This window comes from Saccharomonospora amisosensis, assembly GCF_011761185.1.
Classification (GTDB): Bacteria; Actinomycetota; Actinomycetes; order Mycobacteriales; family Pseudonocardiaceae; genus Saccharomonospora_A; species Saccharomonospora_A amisosensis.
Map to the genome: position 1 here is coordinate 4458247 of NZ_JAAOYM010000001.1, position 16192 is coordinate 4474438.

Annotated in this window: 18 protein-coding genes; 4 read left to right on the forward strand and 14 right to left on the reverse strand. The window is 70.3% G+C overall.

The features are described 5' to 3' along the window. Positions 1 to 24: 24 nt before the first annotated feature. From purE to FHU38_RS21675, 3 genes are read right to left on the reverse strand one after another with little or no spacing between them, the layout of a single operon-like run. Positions 25 to 522 (reverse strand): 5-(carboxyamino)imidazole ribonucleotide mutase, encoded by a 498-nt coding sequence (gene purE / locus FHU38_RS21665; RefSeq protein WP_313886850.1) that lies wholly within the window; start codon positions 520 to 522, stop codon positions 25 to 27. Next, complete coding sequence (locus tag FHU38_RS21670) at positions 519 to 1712, reverse strand: 5-(carboxyamino)imidazole ribonucleotide synthase (protein ID WP_167174447.1); 1194 nt, start codon at positions 1710 to 1712, stop codon at positions 519 to 521. The genes purE and FHU38_RS21670 overlap by 4 nt, the downstream gene beginning before the upstream one ends. 26 nt (positions 1713 to 1738) lie before the next feature. Next, positions 1739 to 3028 carry a glycosyltransferase 87 family protein gene (locus FHU38_RS21675; protein ID WP_167174450.1) on the reverse strand — a complete coding sequence of 430 codons (1290 nt, stop codon included), beginning with the start codon at positions 3026 to 3028 and terminating at the stop codon, positions 1739 to 1741. Positions 3029 to 3226: 198 nt separating this feature from the next. On the opposite strand from FHU38_RS21675, the gene FHU38_RS21680 reads away from it, so the two are divergent. After that, the gene (locus tag FHU38_RS21680; RefSeq protein WP_313886851.1) at positions 3227 to 5335 is read left to right on the forward strand and encodes a sigma-70 family RNA polymerase sigma factor; all 2109 of its coding nucleotides are present in this window, start codon (positions 3227 to 3229) and stop codon (positions 5333 to 5335) included. Between the two features lie 97 nt (positions 5336 to 5432). Then, positions 5433 to 5972, forward strand: a complete 540-nt coding sequence (locus FHU38_RS21685; RefSeq protein ID WP_167174456.1) for a GtrA family protein — start codon at positions 5433 to 5435, stop codon at positions 5970 to 5972. On the opposite strand, the gene FHU38_RS21690 is transcribed toward FHU38_RS21685, so the two are convergent. Next, positions 5969 to 7252 carry an ATP-binding protein gene (locus FHU38_RS21690; RefSeq protein ID WP_167174457.1) on the reverse strand — a complete coding sequence of 428 codons (1284 nt, stop codon included), beginning with the start codon at positions 7250 to 7252 and terminating at the stop codon, positions 5969 to 5971. The genes FHU38_RS21685 and FHU38_RS21690 overlap by 4 nt on opposite strands. Positions 7253 to 7255: 3 nt before the next feature. Next, entirely contained in the window at positions 7256 to 7966 is a 711-nt protein-coding gene (locus FHU38_RS21695; RefSeq protein WP_167174460.1) for a response regulator transcription factor, read from the reverse strand. A 9-nt stretch (positions 7967 to 7975) separates the two neighbouring features. Here FHU38_RS21695 and hisN point away from each other — a divergent pair, with 9 nt between their 5' ends. Continuing rightward, complete coding sequence (gene hisN / locus FHU38_RS21700) at positions 7976 to 8776, forward strand: histidinol-phosphatase (RefSeq protein ID WP_167174462.1); 801 nt, start codon at positions 7976 to 7978, stop codon at positions 8774 to 8776. 9 nt (positions 8777 to 8785) lie between these two features. Here the strand turns inward: hisN and FHU38_RS21705 are convergent, their stop codons facing one another. From FHU38_RS21705 to FHU38_RS21730, 6 genes are all read right to left on the reverse strand, one after another. After that, complete coding sequence (locus FHU38_RS21705) at positions 8786 to 9058, reverse strand: hypothetical protein (protein WP_167174465.1); 273 nt, start codon at positions 9056 to 9058, stop codon at positions 8786 to 8788. Continuing rightward, positions 9055 to 11142 carry a glycohydrolase toxin TNT-related protein gene (locus tag FHU38_RS21710; RefSeq protein WP_167174468.1) on the reverse strand — a complete coding sequence of 696 codons (2088 nt, stop codon included), beginning with the start codon at positions 11140 to 11142 and terminating at the stop codon, positions 9055 to 9057. Before FHU38_RS21710 ends, FHU38_RS21705 begins: the two co-directional genes overlap by 4 nt. Before the next feature lie 9 nt (positions 11143 to 11151). Continuing rightward, a complete protein-coding gene (locus tag FHU38_RS21715) occupies positions 11152 to 11484 on the reverse strand; it encodes a WXG100 family type VII secretion target (protein ID WP_167174471.1) in 333 nt (110 codons plus the stop codon). Beyond that, positions 11481 to 11924, reverse strand: coding sequence for a YbaB/EbfC family nucleoid-associated protein (locus tag FHU38_RS21720; protein WP_167174474.1), 444 nt, complete (start codon positions 11922 to 11924; stop codon positions 11481 to 11483). The genes FHU38_RS21715 and FHU38_RS21720 overlap by 4 nt, the downstream gene beginning before the upstream one ends. Before the next feature lie 133 nt (positions 11925 to 12057). Further along, a complete protein-coding gene (locus FHU38_RS21725) occupies positions 12058 to 12417 on the reverse strand; it encodes a hypothetical protein (RefSeq protein WP_167174477.1) in 360 nt (119 codons plus the stop codon). 57 nt (positions 12418 to 12474) lie between these two features. Beyond that, entirely contained in the window at positions 12475 to 13233 is a 759-nt protein-coding gene (locus tag FHU38_RS21730; protein ID WP_167174481.1) for an SDR family NAD(P)-dependent oxidoreductase, read from the reverse strand. A gap of 68 nt (positions 13234 to 13301) precedes the next feature. Between FHU38_RS21730 and FHU38_RS21735 the strand changes: the two genes are divergently transcribed. After that, a complete protein-coding gene (locus tag FHU38_RS21735) occupies positions 13302 to 13763 on the forward strand; it encodes a MarR family winged helix-turn-helix transcriptional regulator (RefSeq protein ID WP_167174483.1) in 462 nt (153 codons plus the stop codon). Positions 13764 to 13800: 37 nt separating this feature from the next. On the opposite strand, the gene FHU38_RS21740 is transcribed toward FHU38_RS21735, so the two are convergent. The 3 genes from FHU38_RS21740 to FHU38_RS21750 all read right to left on the reverse strand — a co-directional run bounded on the left by FHU38_RS21740 (position 13801) and on the right by FHU38_RS21750 (position 16160). Beyond that, a complete protein-coding gene (locus FHU38_RS21740) occupies positions 13801 to 14745 on the reverse strand; it encodes a hydroxymethylglutaryl-CoA lyase (protein WP_167174486.1) in 945 nt (314 codons plus the stop codon). Continuing rightward, positions 14732 to 15274 carry a PH domain-containing protein gene (locus FHU38_RS21745; protein WP_167174489.1) on the reverse strand — a complete coding sequence of 181 codons (543 nt, stop codon included), beginning with the start codon at positions 15272 to 15274 and terminating at the stop codon, positions 14732 to 14734. The genes FHU38_RS21740 and FHU38_RS21745 overlap by 14 nt, the downstream gene beginning before the upstream one ends. A gap of 61 nt (positions 15275 to 15335) precedes the next feature. Then, a complete protein-coding gene (locus tag FHU38_RS21750) occupies positions 15336 to 16160 on the reverse strand; it encodes a biotin--[acetyl-CoA-carboxylase] ligase (RefSeq protein WP_167174492.1) in 825 nt (274 codons plus the stop codon). Between the last annotated feature and the right edge of the window lie 32 nt (positions 16161 to 16192).

A 16192-nucleotide genomic window follows, 5' to 3' on the forward strand; every position in this document is an offset into this window, starting at 1 on the left:
GCGGGGCGCCCGTTCGCCCCGCCGCTACTCGCCGAGTCGGGCGCGCAGCGCGGCGTCCTTGTCAAGCACGAGCTGCTCCAGGTCCGCCTGGAACCGCTCCATCCGCTCGCGCAGGGCATCGTCGCCCGCGGCCAGCACCCGCACGGCGAGCAGGCCCGCGTTGCGCGCACCACCGACCGAAACCGTGGCCACCGGCACCCCCGCTGGCATTTGCACGATCGAGAGCAACGAGTCCAGCCCGTCCAGGTGCTTCAGCGGCACGGGAACCCCGATCACGGGCAGCGGGGTCGCCGACGCGACCATCCCGGGCAGATGCGCGGCTCCGCCCGCCCCCGCGATGATCACCTTGATTCCCCTGCCCGCCGCCGAGCGCGCGTAGTCCAGCATCCGTCGCGGCGTCCGGTGCGCCGAGTACACGCCCACCTCGTAGGGCACCGAGAACTCCCGCAGTGCCTGCCCCGCCGCCTCGAGCACCGGCCAGTCGGAGTCGCTGCCCATGATCAGGCCTACCTGTGCGGTCACCGTTCTCCTCGGTGGGTCTCGTAGCCGTCGAGCCATTCGGCGTGGGAAAGCCAATGCGCCGCCAGCCGCGCCTTCTCGCGCAGTCTCGGGGTCAACTCGCCGAGCAGGTTCACGTGCCCCAGCTTGCGGCCCGGACGCTCACCCTTTCCGTACAGGTGCACCCGTACGTCGGGGAACCGCGCGAAGAGGTGGTGCAGCCGCTCGTCAGGCCGCATCGCGGGCGAGGCGGGGGCGCCTAGCACATTGGCCATCACGGTGGGCGAGAGCAGTTCCGTCGCCCCAAGTGGGTAGTCGAGCACCGCGCGAAGATGCTGCTCGAACTGCGACGTCGCCGAGCCGTCCATCGTCCAGTGCCCCGAGTTGTGGGGCCGCATGGCCAGCTCGTTCACCAGCAGTCCGCCGTCGGTCTCGAACAACTCGACGGCGAGCACACCCGCCACATCAAGCGCTTCCGCGATGCGCAGCGCCAGGTCCTGCGCCTCCTGGGTGCGCCGCGCCGACAGCCCGGGAGCGGGCGCCAGTACCTCGGTGTTGATACCTCCGGACTGCACGGTCTCCACGACCGGCCAGGCCGCTCCCTGCCCGAAGGGTGAGCGCGCCACCAGCGCGGACAGCTCCCGCCGCATGGTGACCCTGGTCTCGACCAGCAGCGGTGTCCCCGCTTCCAGCAGTTCGGGTATCAGGCCGCGGGCGTCGTCCGGCGAATCCAGCGGCCACACCCCCCTGCCGTCGTAGCCGCCCCTCGCGGCCTTGAGTACAACAGGCCAGCCACGCGCGTCGGCGAACTTCAGTACGTCCTCGACCCCGGTGACCTCCGTGAACGGCGGCCCAGGAAAGCCGAGACCCGCGAGGCGCTCCCGCATCAGCAGCTTGTCCTGTGCGAACGCGAGCGCGTAGGGACCTGGTCGTAGCTGGAAGCCCTCGCCGGCCAGTGTCAGCAGGTGCTCACCCGGCACGTGCTCGTGGTCGAAGGTGACGACATCGACACCACGAGCGAACGAGCGCAGTGCCTCCAGGTCGGTGTGATGGCCGTACACCACCTCGCCCGCCACCAGGCCCGCCGAGTCGTGCTCGCCAGCAGCGAGCACACGAAGCGACTGGCCGAGCGAGATGGCCGCCTGGTGGGTCATTCTGGCGAGTTGACCGCCGCCGACCATGCCGACGATGGGGAGTCCGGTGCGGGTGTCCATGATGGGCTCAGCCTAATCGAGCACGGTCACGCCCGTTTCCTGCGCCACAGCCAACGCAGGCCGAGCACGGCGGCAAGGCACAGCGGCACGAGCAGGTAGGCGCTGCCGAGCACGTACTGCCAAAACGCCCAGTGCAGTTCCAGGTTGCGCCCGTTGGGCAGCACCAGCAGCACGCAACTCACGAACACCACGATCACCGCACCGGCGGCTGCCCACCGCTTCCACGCCGTCGCGGGCGTCGTCAGCGGCAGCCGGGAGACCAGCAGCACGATGAGCGGCACCGCCCACACCCAGTGGTGTGACCACGAGACCGGGGACACCAGCAACGCGTAGAACGCCGTGACCAGCAGCGCGGCGAGCGACTCTCCGCTGCGATGGAACCGAAGCATCAGCCACACCGCAGGCGGCGCGAGGGCGGCGCCCATGGCGAGCGCCACGGATGACGACCACGGCGCGAGATCGGACAGCCTGTTGATGAGGCCGTTCAGCGACTGGTTGCCCGCCCAGTGCATCGGGCCGATACGGCCCTGGTCGCTGATGGTGTGGGTCCAAAATCGCATGGCGTCGCCGGGCACCAGCGCGAACAGCAGCGCTTGCAGCCCGACGAACGTACCGAGTGCGCGAAGCGCCTCCATTCGCCTGCCGGTGAACAGCAGGTGCGGGATGAAGATCAACGGGGTGAGCTTTACGGCGGCGGCGACACCGACCAGTACCCCGCCCCAGCGGCTGTCCCTGCGGCAGATCACCAGCACGTCCAGCACGATCAGCGCCATCAGGATCAGGTTGATCTGGCCGAGGAACACGGTTCGCCACACCGGTTCCAGCGCCAGGAACACCACGCCGAAGATCAACGTAGCGCGGGCGGGAGAGGCCCAGCGCGGTACCTCGCCACGGGGTAGCGGCAGCGACGCGATCGTCACCCGGATCACCAGTGCCAGCGCGAGAAACGACACCGCGGCGACCACGCCCCACGCGACCTGCACCGGCAACACCGCGAGCGGCACGAACAGCAGCGCGGCGGTCGGCGGGTAGGTGAACGGCAACAACGCCCACCACGGCTCGGGCCCGAGTGTGTTGGCGTTGTACAGCGGCTCGCCGTGCAGCAGGGTGATCGCGCCCGCGCGGTAGACGGCGCTGTCGACACCGAGCCGCCAGTCGAACAGCCAGCCCAGCACACCGGCCAGCAGCGACACCGAAGGCAGCGCGAGCAGCAGCGCGACCGAGCGGGGCCGCACGGACAGCCTGCCGAGCGAATCCTTCAGCGACAGCTTGGATTCCGGGGCGGCGCGCACCTCGGGTTCGAGAGTGACCGGCATGGCCGCCTCACAATCCGACGGGTATCGACAGCCTCACGGCAACTAGGAAATCACGAAACGACATCGACTTCGGTGGCAACCCCGGCACTACGCGGCGTACACCGGTGGTGACACACCCGCCCGGTGCCCACCGCCGGGATGTCCGTCACACTTGGCCTGCACGGTTGTCGAGCCGGGCACAGGCAAGGAAGGAGCGCCGTGTCGACCGCCCTCCCGGACCCCAAGGGCAGCAGCGATGCCGAGCTGATCGCATCGGTGCGCGAGGGCAGGATCGAGGCGTACGGCACCCTCTACGAGCGCCACGTGGCCGCGGCGTACAACCTGGCGCGCCAGTTGACTCGTTCCGCGACGGAATCCGACGACCTGGTGTCCGAGGCGTTCGCGAAGGTGCTCGACGCACTGCGTGCGGGTAAGGGACCGGACAGTGCGTTCCGGGCTTACCTGCTCACCACGCTGCGGCACGTCGCATACGACCGGGCACGCAAGGACCGGCGCGTTGACCTCACCGCCGACATCACCAGCGTCGAGGAGGGTGTCGACGCGCTCAAGGTGCCGTTCACCGACACCGCGGTGCGAGGACTGGAACGATCGCTGGCCGCGAAGGCGTTCGGCAGGCTTCCCGAACGTTGGCAGACGGTGCTGTGGCATACCGAAATCGAACGCCAGTCACCTGCCGAGGTGGCGCCGCTGCTCGGCCTCACACCCAACGGTGTCTCGGCGCTGGCCTACCGCGCGAGGGAGGGGTTGCGGCAGGCGTATCTACAGGCTCACCTCGCCGAGACCGAACAGCAGCGGTGCAGGGCGACGGTGAGCAGGCTCGGGGCGTGGACGAGGCACGCGCTGTCCAGGCGGGAACGCGCGCAGGTGGAAGCGCATCTGGACCGGTGTCCCAGGTGCGGGGCGCTCGCGGCCGAACTGGCCGACGTCAACAGCGCGCTCCGTGCGGTGGTGGCGCCGCTCGTGCTCGGTGGCCTTGTGGCGGACTACCTGGCGACGACGGGCGCGGGTGCGGCCAAAGAACTGGCCGCACAGCCGCCTGCCACCGAAAGCAGCGCCTCCCCGGGCGATACGACGGACGCCGGGACCGCGATAGCGCCCGCGAGCCCTCGCCAGTTCGTCGGTGTGGCGGGCTCCGGTGTGGCTATGGCTGCCGCGATCGCCATCGCGTTGGCGGCAGGCGGGGTCTCGCCGCCGCTGGCGCAACGGCCGCCGTCGGCCACGCAGGTGCCCACCCCACCCAGCAGCCAGCAGCCGCTGCCCGAGCCAGGACCGGTCCCTCCGCTGCTTCCACCCGCTACTTCCGCACCGCTGATCCCGTCGCTGCCCGCCACCCGCACGCCACCGTTGCCTACCGCGCCCAGCACGTCACGGCCTGCTGAGGAGCCCGCGCCCGGACCGGCCAGGGTGGTGCTGCGCGAGCACGTGTCCGAACTCGTTCTCGAAGCCGACGGCGCACCCGCGGAGTTGCCGTTCACGGTCCGCAACGAGGGCGAAAGCACTTCCAGCGGCGTCAAGCTGACCCTGCGGTTGCCGCCCGGGATCAGCGCCGTAGCACCGGGTGGTGGCGGAGGCTCGCCGCAGGGCCACGTGGCGGGTGAGCCGGTCGGCACAGCACGTACACCCACCGGGGGTCACGACATCAACTGCCCCGCCGGAACGGGCACGGTGACCTGCGAGCGCGGCGGTCTGGCGCCCGGCGAGTCGGCGGTGTTCAGGCTGTGGCTGCGGGCGGCGGGCAACGCGGAGGCCGGCCGGATCACCGGCTCGCTCGGCCTCGGAGCCAGCAAGCGAGCCGACATCAGCGTGCCCCTCACCGTGCGCGCGGGCGACGTGGCCGAACTGGAGACGGAGAAGCTGCTCGGCGAGCGGCCAAGGGCGCTTTCGGTGGAGGTACGCAACGGCGGCAGGTCGCCACGCAGGGCGAGGGTTGAGTTCGACCGGCCCGGCATGGCGTTTCCTCGCGGCGGCGCACTGAACTGCGACAGCGGGAACCGGCCACGCTGCTCGCCCCTCCGGCCGCTGCGACCAGGAGAGTCGTTCCGGATGCTGTACGTGCCCTACCGGGATCAGCGACACGTGCTGGAACTGACCGTGTCCGCGACCGTGGGCCACGCTCGCGTCACCGAGACGGTGGAATTCGCGTGCGGGTACGGCCACTGCGCGCGGGATGAGGTTCCCCAACGAGGTGGTCCGGGTTCGGAGGAGCCGACGACCGGCGACGCCGAGCCTCCATCGGCTCCGCACCTGCGAGAGGTGCTGCCGCCCGTCGTCAGGCAACGGCCGGTGGAGGGCCTGCTCGGCGGGTGAGAGCGAGGCTGTCCTGACGTCGATGACCGGCAGGCAGCCTGCGCAGGAGAAACGCCGTGCTGACAGCGCGGACACCTCAACTGCGTAGACTGCGGGCGTGGCTGTCGTCGAATCCGTGCTGGCCCACGTGCCTGAGCCGCTGCGGGCGGTGCTCATCAAGCACCGCGAGTTGCTCAAGTTCGCGGTGGTCGGTGGCACCACCTTCCTGGTCGACAACGGCATCTGGTACCTGCTCAAGCTGACGGTGCTCGAGGCCAAGCCCACGACCGCGAAGGGCATCGCGATCATCATCGCCACGATCGTGTCGTACGTGCTCAACCGGGAGTGGTCGTTCCGCACTCGTGGCGGCCGGGAACGCCCCCACGAAGCGGCGCTGTTTTTCCTGGTCAGCGGGGTAGCCGTGGTGGTGAACCTGATCCCGCTGTACGCCTCACGGAACGTCTTCAACCTCGAGGTACCGCACGTGTCACTACTCGTGCAGGAAGTCGCCGACTTCGCGAGCGGGTCCGTGCTGGGCATGCTGCTTGCGATGGCGTTTCGCTTCTGGGGTTTCAAGCGTTGGGTGTTCCCCGACGAGTTGGGTGATCGGCGTGGCGAGGACGCCGCCGTCGCCACCGAACGGCGAGTGCGGGCCTAGCGGGGCACCCGCTCGGGCGGCCAGCTCACTCCCCCGACATCCGCGGGCGTCGGTACCCGCAGGAACAGGCTGAACGTAGCGGGCTTCTTCACCGAAAGCTCGAGCCTGCCGCCGTCGGCTTCGGCGAGGGCACGGGCGAGCGCGAGCCCCACACCGGTGGAGCCACCGCCGGAGACACCGCGGTCGAACACGTGCGCGGCCAGTTCTTCTGGCACCCCCTGGCCGCCGTCGGCCACCTCCACAACCACGGTGCCTTCGGAGTCTCCCCGCCGTGCGGTGACCGTCACGGTGCCGCCACCGTGCCGCAACGCGTTGTCCAGCAGCACTCCGACGACTTCCCGCAGCCGCGCGGGGGTAGCCCTCGCCATCAGCGCGTCAGCGCCACGCACCCGCAACGTGCGCCCGTGCGCCCGAAACTGCGGGCGCCACTCCTCGGCGATGTGTGACAGCAGCGTCGACAGTTCCACCGGCTCGGCACCCACCTCGCTGGCGGCCCTCGCGGCGGCGAGCAGCTCGTCGAGCACGGTCGCCAGCCGGTCGGCCTGTTCGAGCGCCGCTCGCGCGTCCTCGCGCACCTCGGGGTCATCATGCGCCGTCAGAGTCTCCAACCGCAGTTGCAGCGCGGTCAGCCTGCTGCGCAACTGGTGGGAGACGTCGCCGACGAGCTGGCGTTCCCGTTGCACGAGCTGAGCCAGCGCCGAACCGGACGCATCGAGGGCGTCGGCGACCATGTCGAGTTCACCGACCCCGTAGCGACGCTGGTCGGCACGGAAGTCACCCCCGCCAAGTCGCGCGGCACGGTCGGCGACGTGCCGCAGCGGCCGGGCCAGCCTGCGGGCGGTCACCGTGGCCACCATCGTGCCCGAGCCGACCGAGAGCACCACCAGCAGCACGACCGCCATCGCCACCTGCGTCTGTCGTGCCCGCATCGGCCCCGCCGGGATCGCAAGCTCCACGGTCCCACCCTTGGCGATCGGAACGGTCTCCACCACCACGTCAGACCCGGGGTAGCTGCCGTACACGAGTTCGCCCGTTGTGGCCCCGCGCACGGTGAGCAGGCCGTCCCTTGGCACGGCAACCCGCACCGGGTCCAGATCCAACGGCCTGTCGTCGGCGAGCTGGTCGTCCAGGATTGCCGCGATCCGCTGCGCGCTGGATGCGAGGTCTTCCCGTTGCAGGTTGTCGACCAGCAGCCATCCGGTTACGCCGAGCGGGATACCGAGGGCGGTCCCGGTGACCGCCACGGCCAGCAGGATGGCGAGCAGGATGCGCCGCCGCATGACTCACTCGGTGTTGAAGCGAAAGCCGACCCCGCGCACCGTGGCGATGCGCTCCTCGCCGGGCTTGCGACCGCCGTTGTCGCCGCCCGCGAGCTTGCGGCGCAGCCACGACATGTGCATGTCCAGCGTCTTCGAGGTCTTCGACTCCAGGTCGTTCCAGACCTCCGAAAGGATCTCCTCCCTGCTCACCACCTGCCCCGCGCGACCGAGCAGCACGCGCAGCAACTCGAATTCCTTGTTGGCGAGTTGCACCTCGCAGCCGTCCACCGTCACCAGGCGAGCGCCGACGTCCATGCGCACCCCGCCCGCCTCGAGCACCTCGGGGGCCCTGCGGCGCAGCAGCGCCCGAATGCGCGCCAGCAGCTCGGCAAGCCGGAACGGCTTGGCCACGTAGTCGTCGGCTCCCGCGTCAAGCCCCACGACGAAGTCGACCTCGTCGGTCCTTGCCGTCAGCATCAGCACGGGCAGCCCGGCATCCGTGGCCCGCAGCCTGCGGCACACCTCGAGGCCGTCCATCCCGGGCAGGCCGAGATCCAGCACCAGCAGGTCCACCCGGTCACGCGAGGTCGCGTCCAGTGCCGACGGGCCGTCGGCGACGACCGCGACCTCGTAACCTTCCCGTTCGAGCGCGCGGGAAAGCGGCTCCGCGATCGCCGGATCGTCTTCGGCAAGTAGGACCACGCTCACCTCGCCAACCTTACGGCGCGACCACATGAAAACATCGTGACCGTGTCCCGCTACTCCTCTGACCTGATGCTCGCGGGCGAGCTGGCCGACACCGCCGACGCGATCACCACCGCCCGCTTCCGTGCCCTCGACCTGGCCGTCGGCAGCAAACCAGACCGCACTCCGGTCACCGACGCCGACACCGCGGTGGAGGACGCCGTGCGCGACCTGCTCGCGCGGCGTCGCCCTGGTGACCGTGTCGCGGGCGAGGAGCGCGGCGGTGCTGTCGGTGGCCAGGGCCGGGTGTGGGTACTGGACCCCATCGACGGAACCAAGAACTTCCTGCGCGGAACACCGGTTTGGGCGACGCTGATCGCGCTGGTCGAGAACGGCACGCCGGTGGTCGGCATGATCAGCGCGCCGCTACTCGGCAGGCGCTGGTGGGCGGGCGAGGGCGGCGGAGCCTGGCTGCGGGACTCCTCCGGCGAGCGCAGGCTCGCGGTGTCACGGGTGTCGGCGCTGGCCGACGCCTACGTATCGACGACCGACCTGGGCTCATGGGTGGAGCACCACTCAAGAGCCGCCTACCTCGCACTCGTGGACGCCTGCTGGGAGAGCAGGGCGTTCGGCGACTTCTGGCAGCACTGCCTTGTCGCGGAGGGCGCGATCGACGTGGCGGTCGAGCCGATCGTCAATCCGTGGGACGTGGCCGCCGTGCGAGTGCTCGTCACCGAGGCGGGTGGCCGCTTCACCGACCTGGCAGGGCGCTCTCGCATCGACGGCGGCTCGGCGCTGTCGACCAACGGGCTGCTGCACGACGACGCGCTGGCCACGATCGACGGGGCACGGCGCGGCTAGACGCGCGCGCTAGGGCAGCACGCCGACGGCTCCGCGCACCACCTGCGCCCAGGTGAGCCTCCCGAACAGGTAGTGACAGGCGACCTGCTCGTTGCTGAACCGGGCCCAGTCGTAGCGGTTGCCCTGCTCTCGCCAGAACACCTCCCACGCGACGTCGCCGTCCTCGCAGACGTCTTCGGTACGCAGCAGGCACCACGTGTTGTCGGCCTCGGCTCCGATCGACACCACCTCTTGCGGGATGCCGACGGCATCCAGCCAGCGCACGATCGACTCGACGTTCATGGCCTCTCCTCGAACGTGACGTCAGCCAGATAACCCAATGTCACCAGTTCCGCCGCCGAGTACACCGACCGGTACCGCACCCCGCCCCCCGGCTGGCCGAACCATGGGGCGGACAGTGCCCGCCACATCGGCAGCTCGCGGAGCACGCGATAGCGCCGGTAGCCTGCCTCCAGCAACGCCGGTGGCAGCGAACGCCGCGCGAACGGGGTGCCGTCCTCGGCGAACACCCTGCCCAACGCGGTACCGAACCGGTCGAGCACCGTGTCCGGCGCGAGCAGCACCGGCTCGCCGGGCTCGCACCCACCCTCGGGGTAGCGCTCCCCTGGAGGCCAGGCGAACTCGGCTCGCTGCCCGGCGTGCACCACGTAGCGCCGATCCCATTCGCGTTCGTCCATCCCGCCGAGCGGATCGTGGCCCTCCGACAACGTGGCGGGCGGGCACGGCAGCACCTCGGCGGGCGGCGGTGCGGGCTGGCGTACCCCCGCGCGCAGCGAGGCAAGCGCGACGGTGGGGTCGATGGTGCCGGATTCGGGATGGTCGTGCGGCGGGAACCGAAGCCCTGCGGCGTAGTCGCAGTCGCCGGCAGGCACCGGCAACTGCCGTGCCGGTTTGTCCGTGGCGACAGGAAGGTGCCCGATCGGGAACATGTGCACCAGAAACAGCGCGACCACACTCTGTCGATCCTGCCTCGCGGCACCCACCGGCGGGTGCGCGGCAGGCTGCTGGGGGCGCGCGGGGTCGGGCGCCTGCGGCGGGTGCGGGGCGCGCTGCTGGTGGTGCTGTTCCGGCCCCCACCGAAATGACTGGGGCGGCGCGGCTCGCGGGGCGTGGCCGGGCCCGGCCGTGGGTGCCGCTGTGGCGGGTGCGCCTGGTACTGGTGGGCCGCCCGCGACGGGACCGTAGGGAACGGCACCGGGACCGAACTGCTGGCCTGCGTAGGGAGGAGCGGCGAACGGCTGTGCCGCGGGCACGGGTGGCTGCGGCGCGAACTGCCCCGCGACCGGTGGCCCCGCGACCGGTGGCCCCGCGACCGGTTGCGCCGCGACCGGACCCCCGGTGAAACCGGCAAGGTGCGTCTGCCCGTGCGACTGCCCGGCCGGTGGCGGCGCGAGCGCGGTGCCGCTCGGCGGCGTCGGCGCGTCGGCGAACCCCAGGCTTGCCGCGGGCTGCCCGCTCGGCGGCGTCCTCGCGTGCGTGATGGCGATGGGGCCGGTGTCTTCCGGCCCAGCAGCGAGAACAGGAGCGGGCCCGTCGAGTGCCTCGCGGCCACGCCACACGTGCGGCAGCGGGTCCGGCTCGGACTCCGGCGACGGCGGCTGCCACGGTTCGACGCTCTCGGCAAACGCGACCGGCTCGGCCAGGTCCAGGGACTGTGCCGAATCGTGTGGCTCACCCGCCGCGAGCGGTTCCTCCACCTCGACCTCGACCGTGCCCGAGGGCCCCCGCCCGTCAGGTGCACCGAGTGCCTCCTCGACCACCTCGGCGGGCAGTCCGGTCGTGGCGGCCAGCAAACCCGACTGGCCGCCCGAGGTGTGCGCGCCTGGGTTCGGTGCCACGAGTTCGGTGGCCGTGTCGAGTGGTGCACTCCCGCTCGGTCCTACCGCGTCGGCGAGGCCGGTGGTGACGGCACCGAGGTTGGCGGCCGTGCCGCGCAGGGTCGTGTCGAGCGCCGCCAGTGCACCCGGATGCCCGGCCTGCGCGGCCGCGAGAGCCGCGTCGCGGTTCCTCGCCGCTGTCACGAGCTGACGCACGATCTCCACCTTGGCCTTACCGACCTGTTCGGCGGCGTGCTCGAGGCGATCGGCGGCCTGGTTCGCACCCGCCGCCGCCTCCATCATGCTGCCGTTTCCGGCCGACACGATGCCGGACCACCTGTGACGGGCCGCTTCCTCGGCCGGTCCGGACATCGCGTCGAGTGCGTTTCCCGCCGCCGAGTCGGCCTCGCCGGCCAGCGTCGTGAGGTCGTGCGCCGCCCTGCGCCATGCCGCGGCCTGCTCACGCATGGCGTCCTCATCCGCCTGCGGCCACGCGGTGCCCGTCTCGGCGGCGATGCCTGCGAGTTCCGCGGGTAGTTCGACACCCATGCGCGCTCCCTAGCCGACCGACCCGATGCCGCCGATGCCGTCCGCCGCTTCCTCGTCGGCGTCCTGGTAGGCCGAAGCGGCTTGGGAGAAGCTCGTCGCGACTTCGCCGAGCCTGTCGGGCAGCGCGTCCAGCGAGCGCAGTATCTCGTCGGCAGGCCCCGCGTGCGTCTGGGAGAAGCTGCGCCCGACCTCATCAGCGCCCCACGGCTGAGCTGACTCGCTCAGCGCATCCCGCAATTCGGCCACCAGCCGCCGCGCTCTGCCCGACAGCGCCTCCAACTCGGCCGCATGCGACAGCAGCCGCTGAGGGTCGGCCCCGAAACCCGCCACGCCACCGTTCATCGCGTTCCCGACCATTCGCCGTCGTCGAGCCAGTTCTGATCCTCGAAACTGGCGTCGTCCTCTTCCTCCGGGCCGGAAGTGGCGATGTCGTCCTCGGTGAGATCGGCCGTGCCGAGCAGCAGTGCCTGCGGGTCGGTGCCAGAAGGCAGCGCGGGCGCGAGTACGTCCGCCGCCAGGGAGAACGCCCTGACGGTCGCCTCCCCCGTCAGCCGCACGATCTGCGCGGCCAACTCCGCAGGGCGGTACCGGTCGTATGCGTCGTCCGCGATCATGAGGTCGGTCAGCGTGCCACGAGCACCCACGACCGCGGTGACGAGCCCGTCCTCGCTACTCACCGAGGCGCTGATCGCGGCGAGGTCGCGATGCACCGTGCTCAGTTGCTCCCTGCTGCGGTGATAGTCGGCGAGCAACTCGTCCACCTGCGCGCGATACTCGGTCACGGCGCTCTCCCGACGTCCGAAGGTCGTGTACAGCAGTCGGCGATGGTCTTTGACGCAGCCTGTTCCTCCTCGGTTCCCTTCGCAACCGCAGTCGTTGTGATCACGTGACGTGGGTGCTGCCCGGCGCGGCCCGTCAGGACCAGTCGGTCTGCCAGCCCGGTCGACGCGACGACCCCAGCAGCTCCGCATCCGCCGGACGGTGGGAGTGGTCCACGATGTGCCGTAGCAGCCGGGAATCGACGTAGTTCGGATACCCGGAGACACTGCCGGTGAGGTCAACGAGGTCCCGGAAGAGCGCGAGCGCTGGATTGCTGTTTCCGGTGTCGTGGGCGATCACCAGTGTTCCCAGTGTCTCCAGTGTCTCCGGTGGTCCCACCGCGTCGCGGGTCCGGACCGCCCTGGCACCGCACCCGGCGATGCTTTCGTTCCAGCCGAGCACCAGGGTGATGGCGAAGGTCCGGTTGACCGGGGTGAGCCGCACGTTGTCGATCATGCCAGCCGCCCGATCGGTCAGCGGGCACCACGCATCACAACCCGCTCTGGCAGCACTTCACCGCGTCAGGTGCCGCCCGCCCGCCACGGAGAGGACCTCGCCGTTGGCGTGCCCGTTCGCGGCAGAACCGAGATACGCGACCGCCGAGGCGACGTCCTGAGGTGTGCAGATGCGGCGCGTGGGCGTCTTCGCCGCCTCCGAGTCGACGGCCTTCCGCCCGAATCCGGGGGTGGTCAGCGCCCGCTCGGTCAGGGTGAAGCCAGGTCGCACGACGTTGCTGAGGATGCCGTGCCGGGCCTCTCTGACCGCCAGCACCTTTGTCGCCGTCTCCAGCGCGCCCTTGGCGGCGGAGTAGGCCACACCCGCGGCCATCGGCTGCTCGACGATGTCGGTCGAGATCAACACCAGCCTGCCCCAGCCTGCCTTCCGCATACCGGGAAGGACGGCCCCTATCACGGCCATTGTTCCGGCGGTGTTCGTGGTGAGGCCGTCGGTCAGGCTCTCCCAGGTGTCCGTCATCGTCGTCGGCCAGGAAACCGCGTTCGCGACCAAGATCGCGACCTCACCGAACTCGTGTTCGACCTGGCGCACCGAATCCGCTATCGACTCCTGGTCACGATGGTCGATCCGCACCGTCATCGCCTCCCCTCCCGACTCGATGATGGAGTCGACCAGGCTGCGCGCCCCCGCCTCGTTGCTGTGCCAGGCCGCGGCCACCCGCGCTCCCTCTGCCGCGAACACCCTCGAAATGGCGCTGCCGATTGCGCCGGACGCCCCGGTGACCAGCACCACTCGACCGTCGATCCCGAGATCCATAGCTCCCCCAAAACCAGATAGTTAGCCGGACATCTATTAGCCGACTATATAAATATAGGATTGGGCTCGTGGACGCAAGTGATTCGATGCGCGTCAATCGGGCGCTGAACAAGATGAGCAAGCTCTACCGCGCCGCGAAGGCACGCAAGCTCGCGGCGCTCGGGTTGCATCCCGGACAGGACGTGCTGCTGTGGCTGCTCGCCCAAGAGCGCGACGGCATGACAGTCTCGGAACTGGCGGCACGGCTGGGAATCGAACCGCCGACCGCCACCCGTAGCCTCGCTCGGCTGGAGCGTGGCGGGTGGTTCCGGCGCGAACCGGTCGCCACTGATCGCCGACAAGTGCGCATCGTGGTCACTGAGGCAGGCCACAGGCTGGTCCCCAGCATCGAACGCGCGTGGTCCGAACTCGCCGAGCAGGCGCTGGGCGAGGTGAGCCAGGAGCAACGCGACATCACGATCGCGGTGCTCGAACAGGCCAACGAGCGACTGCGCGGTCTGGTGGGAGAAGCCGTCCTTGCCGAGGAGTGAGCCGTTGGCGTGTCCCCGAGAACTTCAGGAACCCGCCTCAGCCGCCGAGCGCACGCACCACCCGTGACGGGCTCGGCCTGCCGAGCCGCCCGGCCAGCCACGTGCTCGTCGCGACGAGCGCGTCCAGGTCGACGCCGTGGTCGATCCCGAGCCCGTCGAGCATCCACACCAGGTCCTCGGTGGCGAGGTTGCCTGTGGCCGACTCCGCATAGGGGCAGCCACCCAGCCCGCCAGCCGAAGAATCCACAGTAGACACCCCGAGTCGCAGCGCGGCGCAGGTGTTGGCCAACGCCTGACCGTAGGTGTCGTGAAAGTGCACGGCGAGCCCGGCAACGTCGATTCCGGCGGAGGTGAACGCCGTGACCAACCGTTCGACACCAGCCGGGGTCGCGACCCCGATGGTGTCGCCTAGCGACAGTTGCGTGCAGCCGAGGTCGAGCAGGTTCCGGCCGGCACGAACGACCTGCGCCGGATCGACCACGCCCTCCCACGGGTCGCCGAAACACATCGACAGGTAGCCGCGCACGTCGACACCTTCGCTCCTTGCCCGCGACACGACCGGCTCGAACATCGCGAACTGCTCGTCGAAGCCACGGTTGAGGTTGCGTTCGGCGAAGGACTGGGTAGCGCTGCCGAACACCGCGATGTGGCGCACGCCCGCGGCGAGCGCGCGGTCCAGCCCGCGTTCGTTGGGCACCAGCACCGGGTAGCGAACCCCGGCCACCCGCCGCAGCCGCTCAAGCAGTTCCTCGGCGTCGGCCAGCTGCGGTACCCATTTCGGGTGCACGAAGCTGGTGGCCTCCAGCGTCGTCAGTCCCGCGGCAGCGAGCCGATCGAGGAACTCCAGCTTCACCTCGACGGGCACGGTGGTGGCCTCGTTCTGCAGGCCGTCGCGAGGCCCGACCTCCCAGATGGTGACCTGACGGGGCATGCCCGTCACGGGCCCGACCCGCTCCGGCAACCCGAGCTCACGCGCGCCCATGACGCTCCTGGCTGCCGGTTCCGAAGTCGAAGTCGTCGTAGGGATTGTCGTTGACCTGCCGGTAGATCATCGTGTGCACCTTCTCGACGCCGGGAATGTCGTCGAAGGTCAGCGGCTCCTCCGAGGCGGACTCGATGATCAGCGTGCCGCAGCCGAAAACGCGATCGACGAGCCCGTGCTCGAAACGGACGCTGTTGATCCTGGCCATGGGGATGTCGATGCCGGTGCGCTTGACAACGCCCTCCCGTGCGATCACCCGGTCCGTGGTGACGATGAAGTGCGTGGTGCGCCAGCGCACGAACGGCACGAGGAACAACCACACCACCAGCAGCACCGCTACCGCGCCGACAGCGATCAGCGTGACCATGTCCCACGGCGCGTCCAGGTCGCGGGCCCACAGCGCGAGCCACACCCCGGCTCCCAGCGTGCCCGCCAGAGCCAGCACCGGCAGGATCAGCATCTTGAAGTGCGGATGCTTGTGCGTTATGACGCGCTCACCCTCACTGAGCAAATCGTCTGGATAAGGCACTTCGACACCCCCGAGGGCTCATGTTCGGCGTGGGAGTCACCGTACCGCGTCATCGCCGGGCTCAGGCGTGGCTCGGCCGCAGGTGGACGACATCACCTGCGAAGATCGTGTGGCGCTCCCCGTCGGCTGTCCGGACGATGAGCGCCGCATCGGAGTCCACGTCGAGCGCCTCACCGATCTTGGCCGAACCACCCGCCACGAGAACCTTCACCTGCATCCCGAGCGTCGCGCACCGCGACCGGTACTCGTCGAGCAGCCCGGCGGCCCGCAGATCCCCGCGGGCGCAGCGCCAGCGCTGCTCGCGTTCGTGCAGGTGACCCAACAGCAGGCGGGCCACCTCCGTGCGGTCGGAGGTCGAGGCGCCCTCCTCGGCGAGTGAGGTCGCGCGCAGCGCGCCCGGCCCCGGTCGCACCGGCTCGCGCATCGGCGACACGTTCACGCCGATGCCCAGCACGACAGCCTGCTCGTCACAGGCGACCGCCTCGGCGAGCACACCGGCGCACTTGGCGCGCTCAACCCCAGCCAGCATGTCGTTGGGCCACTTGAGCACCGCGTCAACACCCAACTCCCGCGCGGTGTCGATCAGGGCGAGCCCCGCGACGGCCGCCAGCGAGCCGAGCGCGGGCAGTGGCACCTCGCCAGGCCGCAGCAACACGCTCAGGTACACGCCGGCGCCGGGCGGGGAGACCCAGGTTCGGCCCCTGCGGCCCGCACCCTTGGTCTGCTCCTCGGCGATGAGCACGGTGCGGTCTGCCGCGCCCTCCACGACGGCATCTCGAAGATCGGCGTTGGTGGAGCCCGTGCTGGCGACCACGTCGATGGCGGTATAGGGGCCGACGGGCCGCAGCAGCGCGGAACGCAGTCGCGCGGCGTCGATGCGCTTCATACGGCACAGCCTATGACCCCGGCGAGCCCTAT

What these genes read in the sequence shown, in the direction of transcription:
- FHU38_RS21670 (WP_167174447.1), bottom strand. Translation starts at nt 1,712, where the DNA reads ATGGACACCCGCACCGGACTCCCCATCGTCGGCATGGTCGGCGGCGGT.
- FHU38_RS21675 (WP_167174450.1), bottom strand. Translation starts at nt 3,028, where the DNA reads ATGCCGGTCACTCTCGAACCCGAGGTGCGCGCCGCCCCGGAATCCAAG.
- FHU38_RS21690 (WP_167174457.1), bottom strand. Translation starts at nt 7,252, where the DNA reads ATGCGGCGGCGCATCCTGCTCGCCATCCTGCTGGCCGTGGCGGTCACC.
- FHU38_RS21695 (WP_167174460.1), bottom strand. Translation starts at nt 7,966, where the DNA reads ATGTGGTCGCGCCGTAAGGTTGGCGAGGTGAGCGTGGTCCTACTTGCC.
- FHU38_RS21705 (WP_167174465.1), bottom strand. Translation starts at nt 9,058, where the DNA reads ATGAACGTCGAGTCGATCGTGCGCTGGCTGGATGCCGTCGGCATCCCG.
- FHU38_RS21710 (WP_167174468.1), bottom strand. Translation starts at nt 11,142, where the DNA reads ATGGGTGTCGAACTACCCGCGGAACTCGCAGGCATCGCCGCCGAGACG.
- FHU38_RS21715 (WP_167174471.1), bottom strand. Translation starts at nt 11,484, where the DNA reads ATGAACGGTGGCGTGGCGGGTTTCGGGGCCGACCCTCAGCGGCTGCTG.
- FHU38_RS21725 (WP_167174477.1), bottom strand. Translation starts at nt 12,417, where the DNA reads ATGATCGACAACGTGCGGCTCACCCCGGTCAACCGGACCTTCGCCATC.
- FHU38_RS21730 (WP_167174481.1), bottom strand. Translation starts at nt 13,233, where the DNA reads ATGGATCTCGGGATCGACGGTCGAGTGGTGCTGGTCACCGGGGCGTCC.
- FHU38_RS21740 (WP_167174486.1), bottom strand. Translation starts at nt 14,745, where the DNA reads ATGGGCGCGCGTGAGCTCGGGTTGCCGGAGCGGGTCGGGCCCGTGACG.
- FHU38_RS21750 (WP_167174492.1), bottom strand. Translation starts at nt 16,160, where the DNA reads ATGAAGCGCATCGACGCCGCGCGACTGCGTTCCGCGCTGCTGCGGCCC.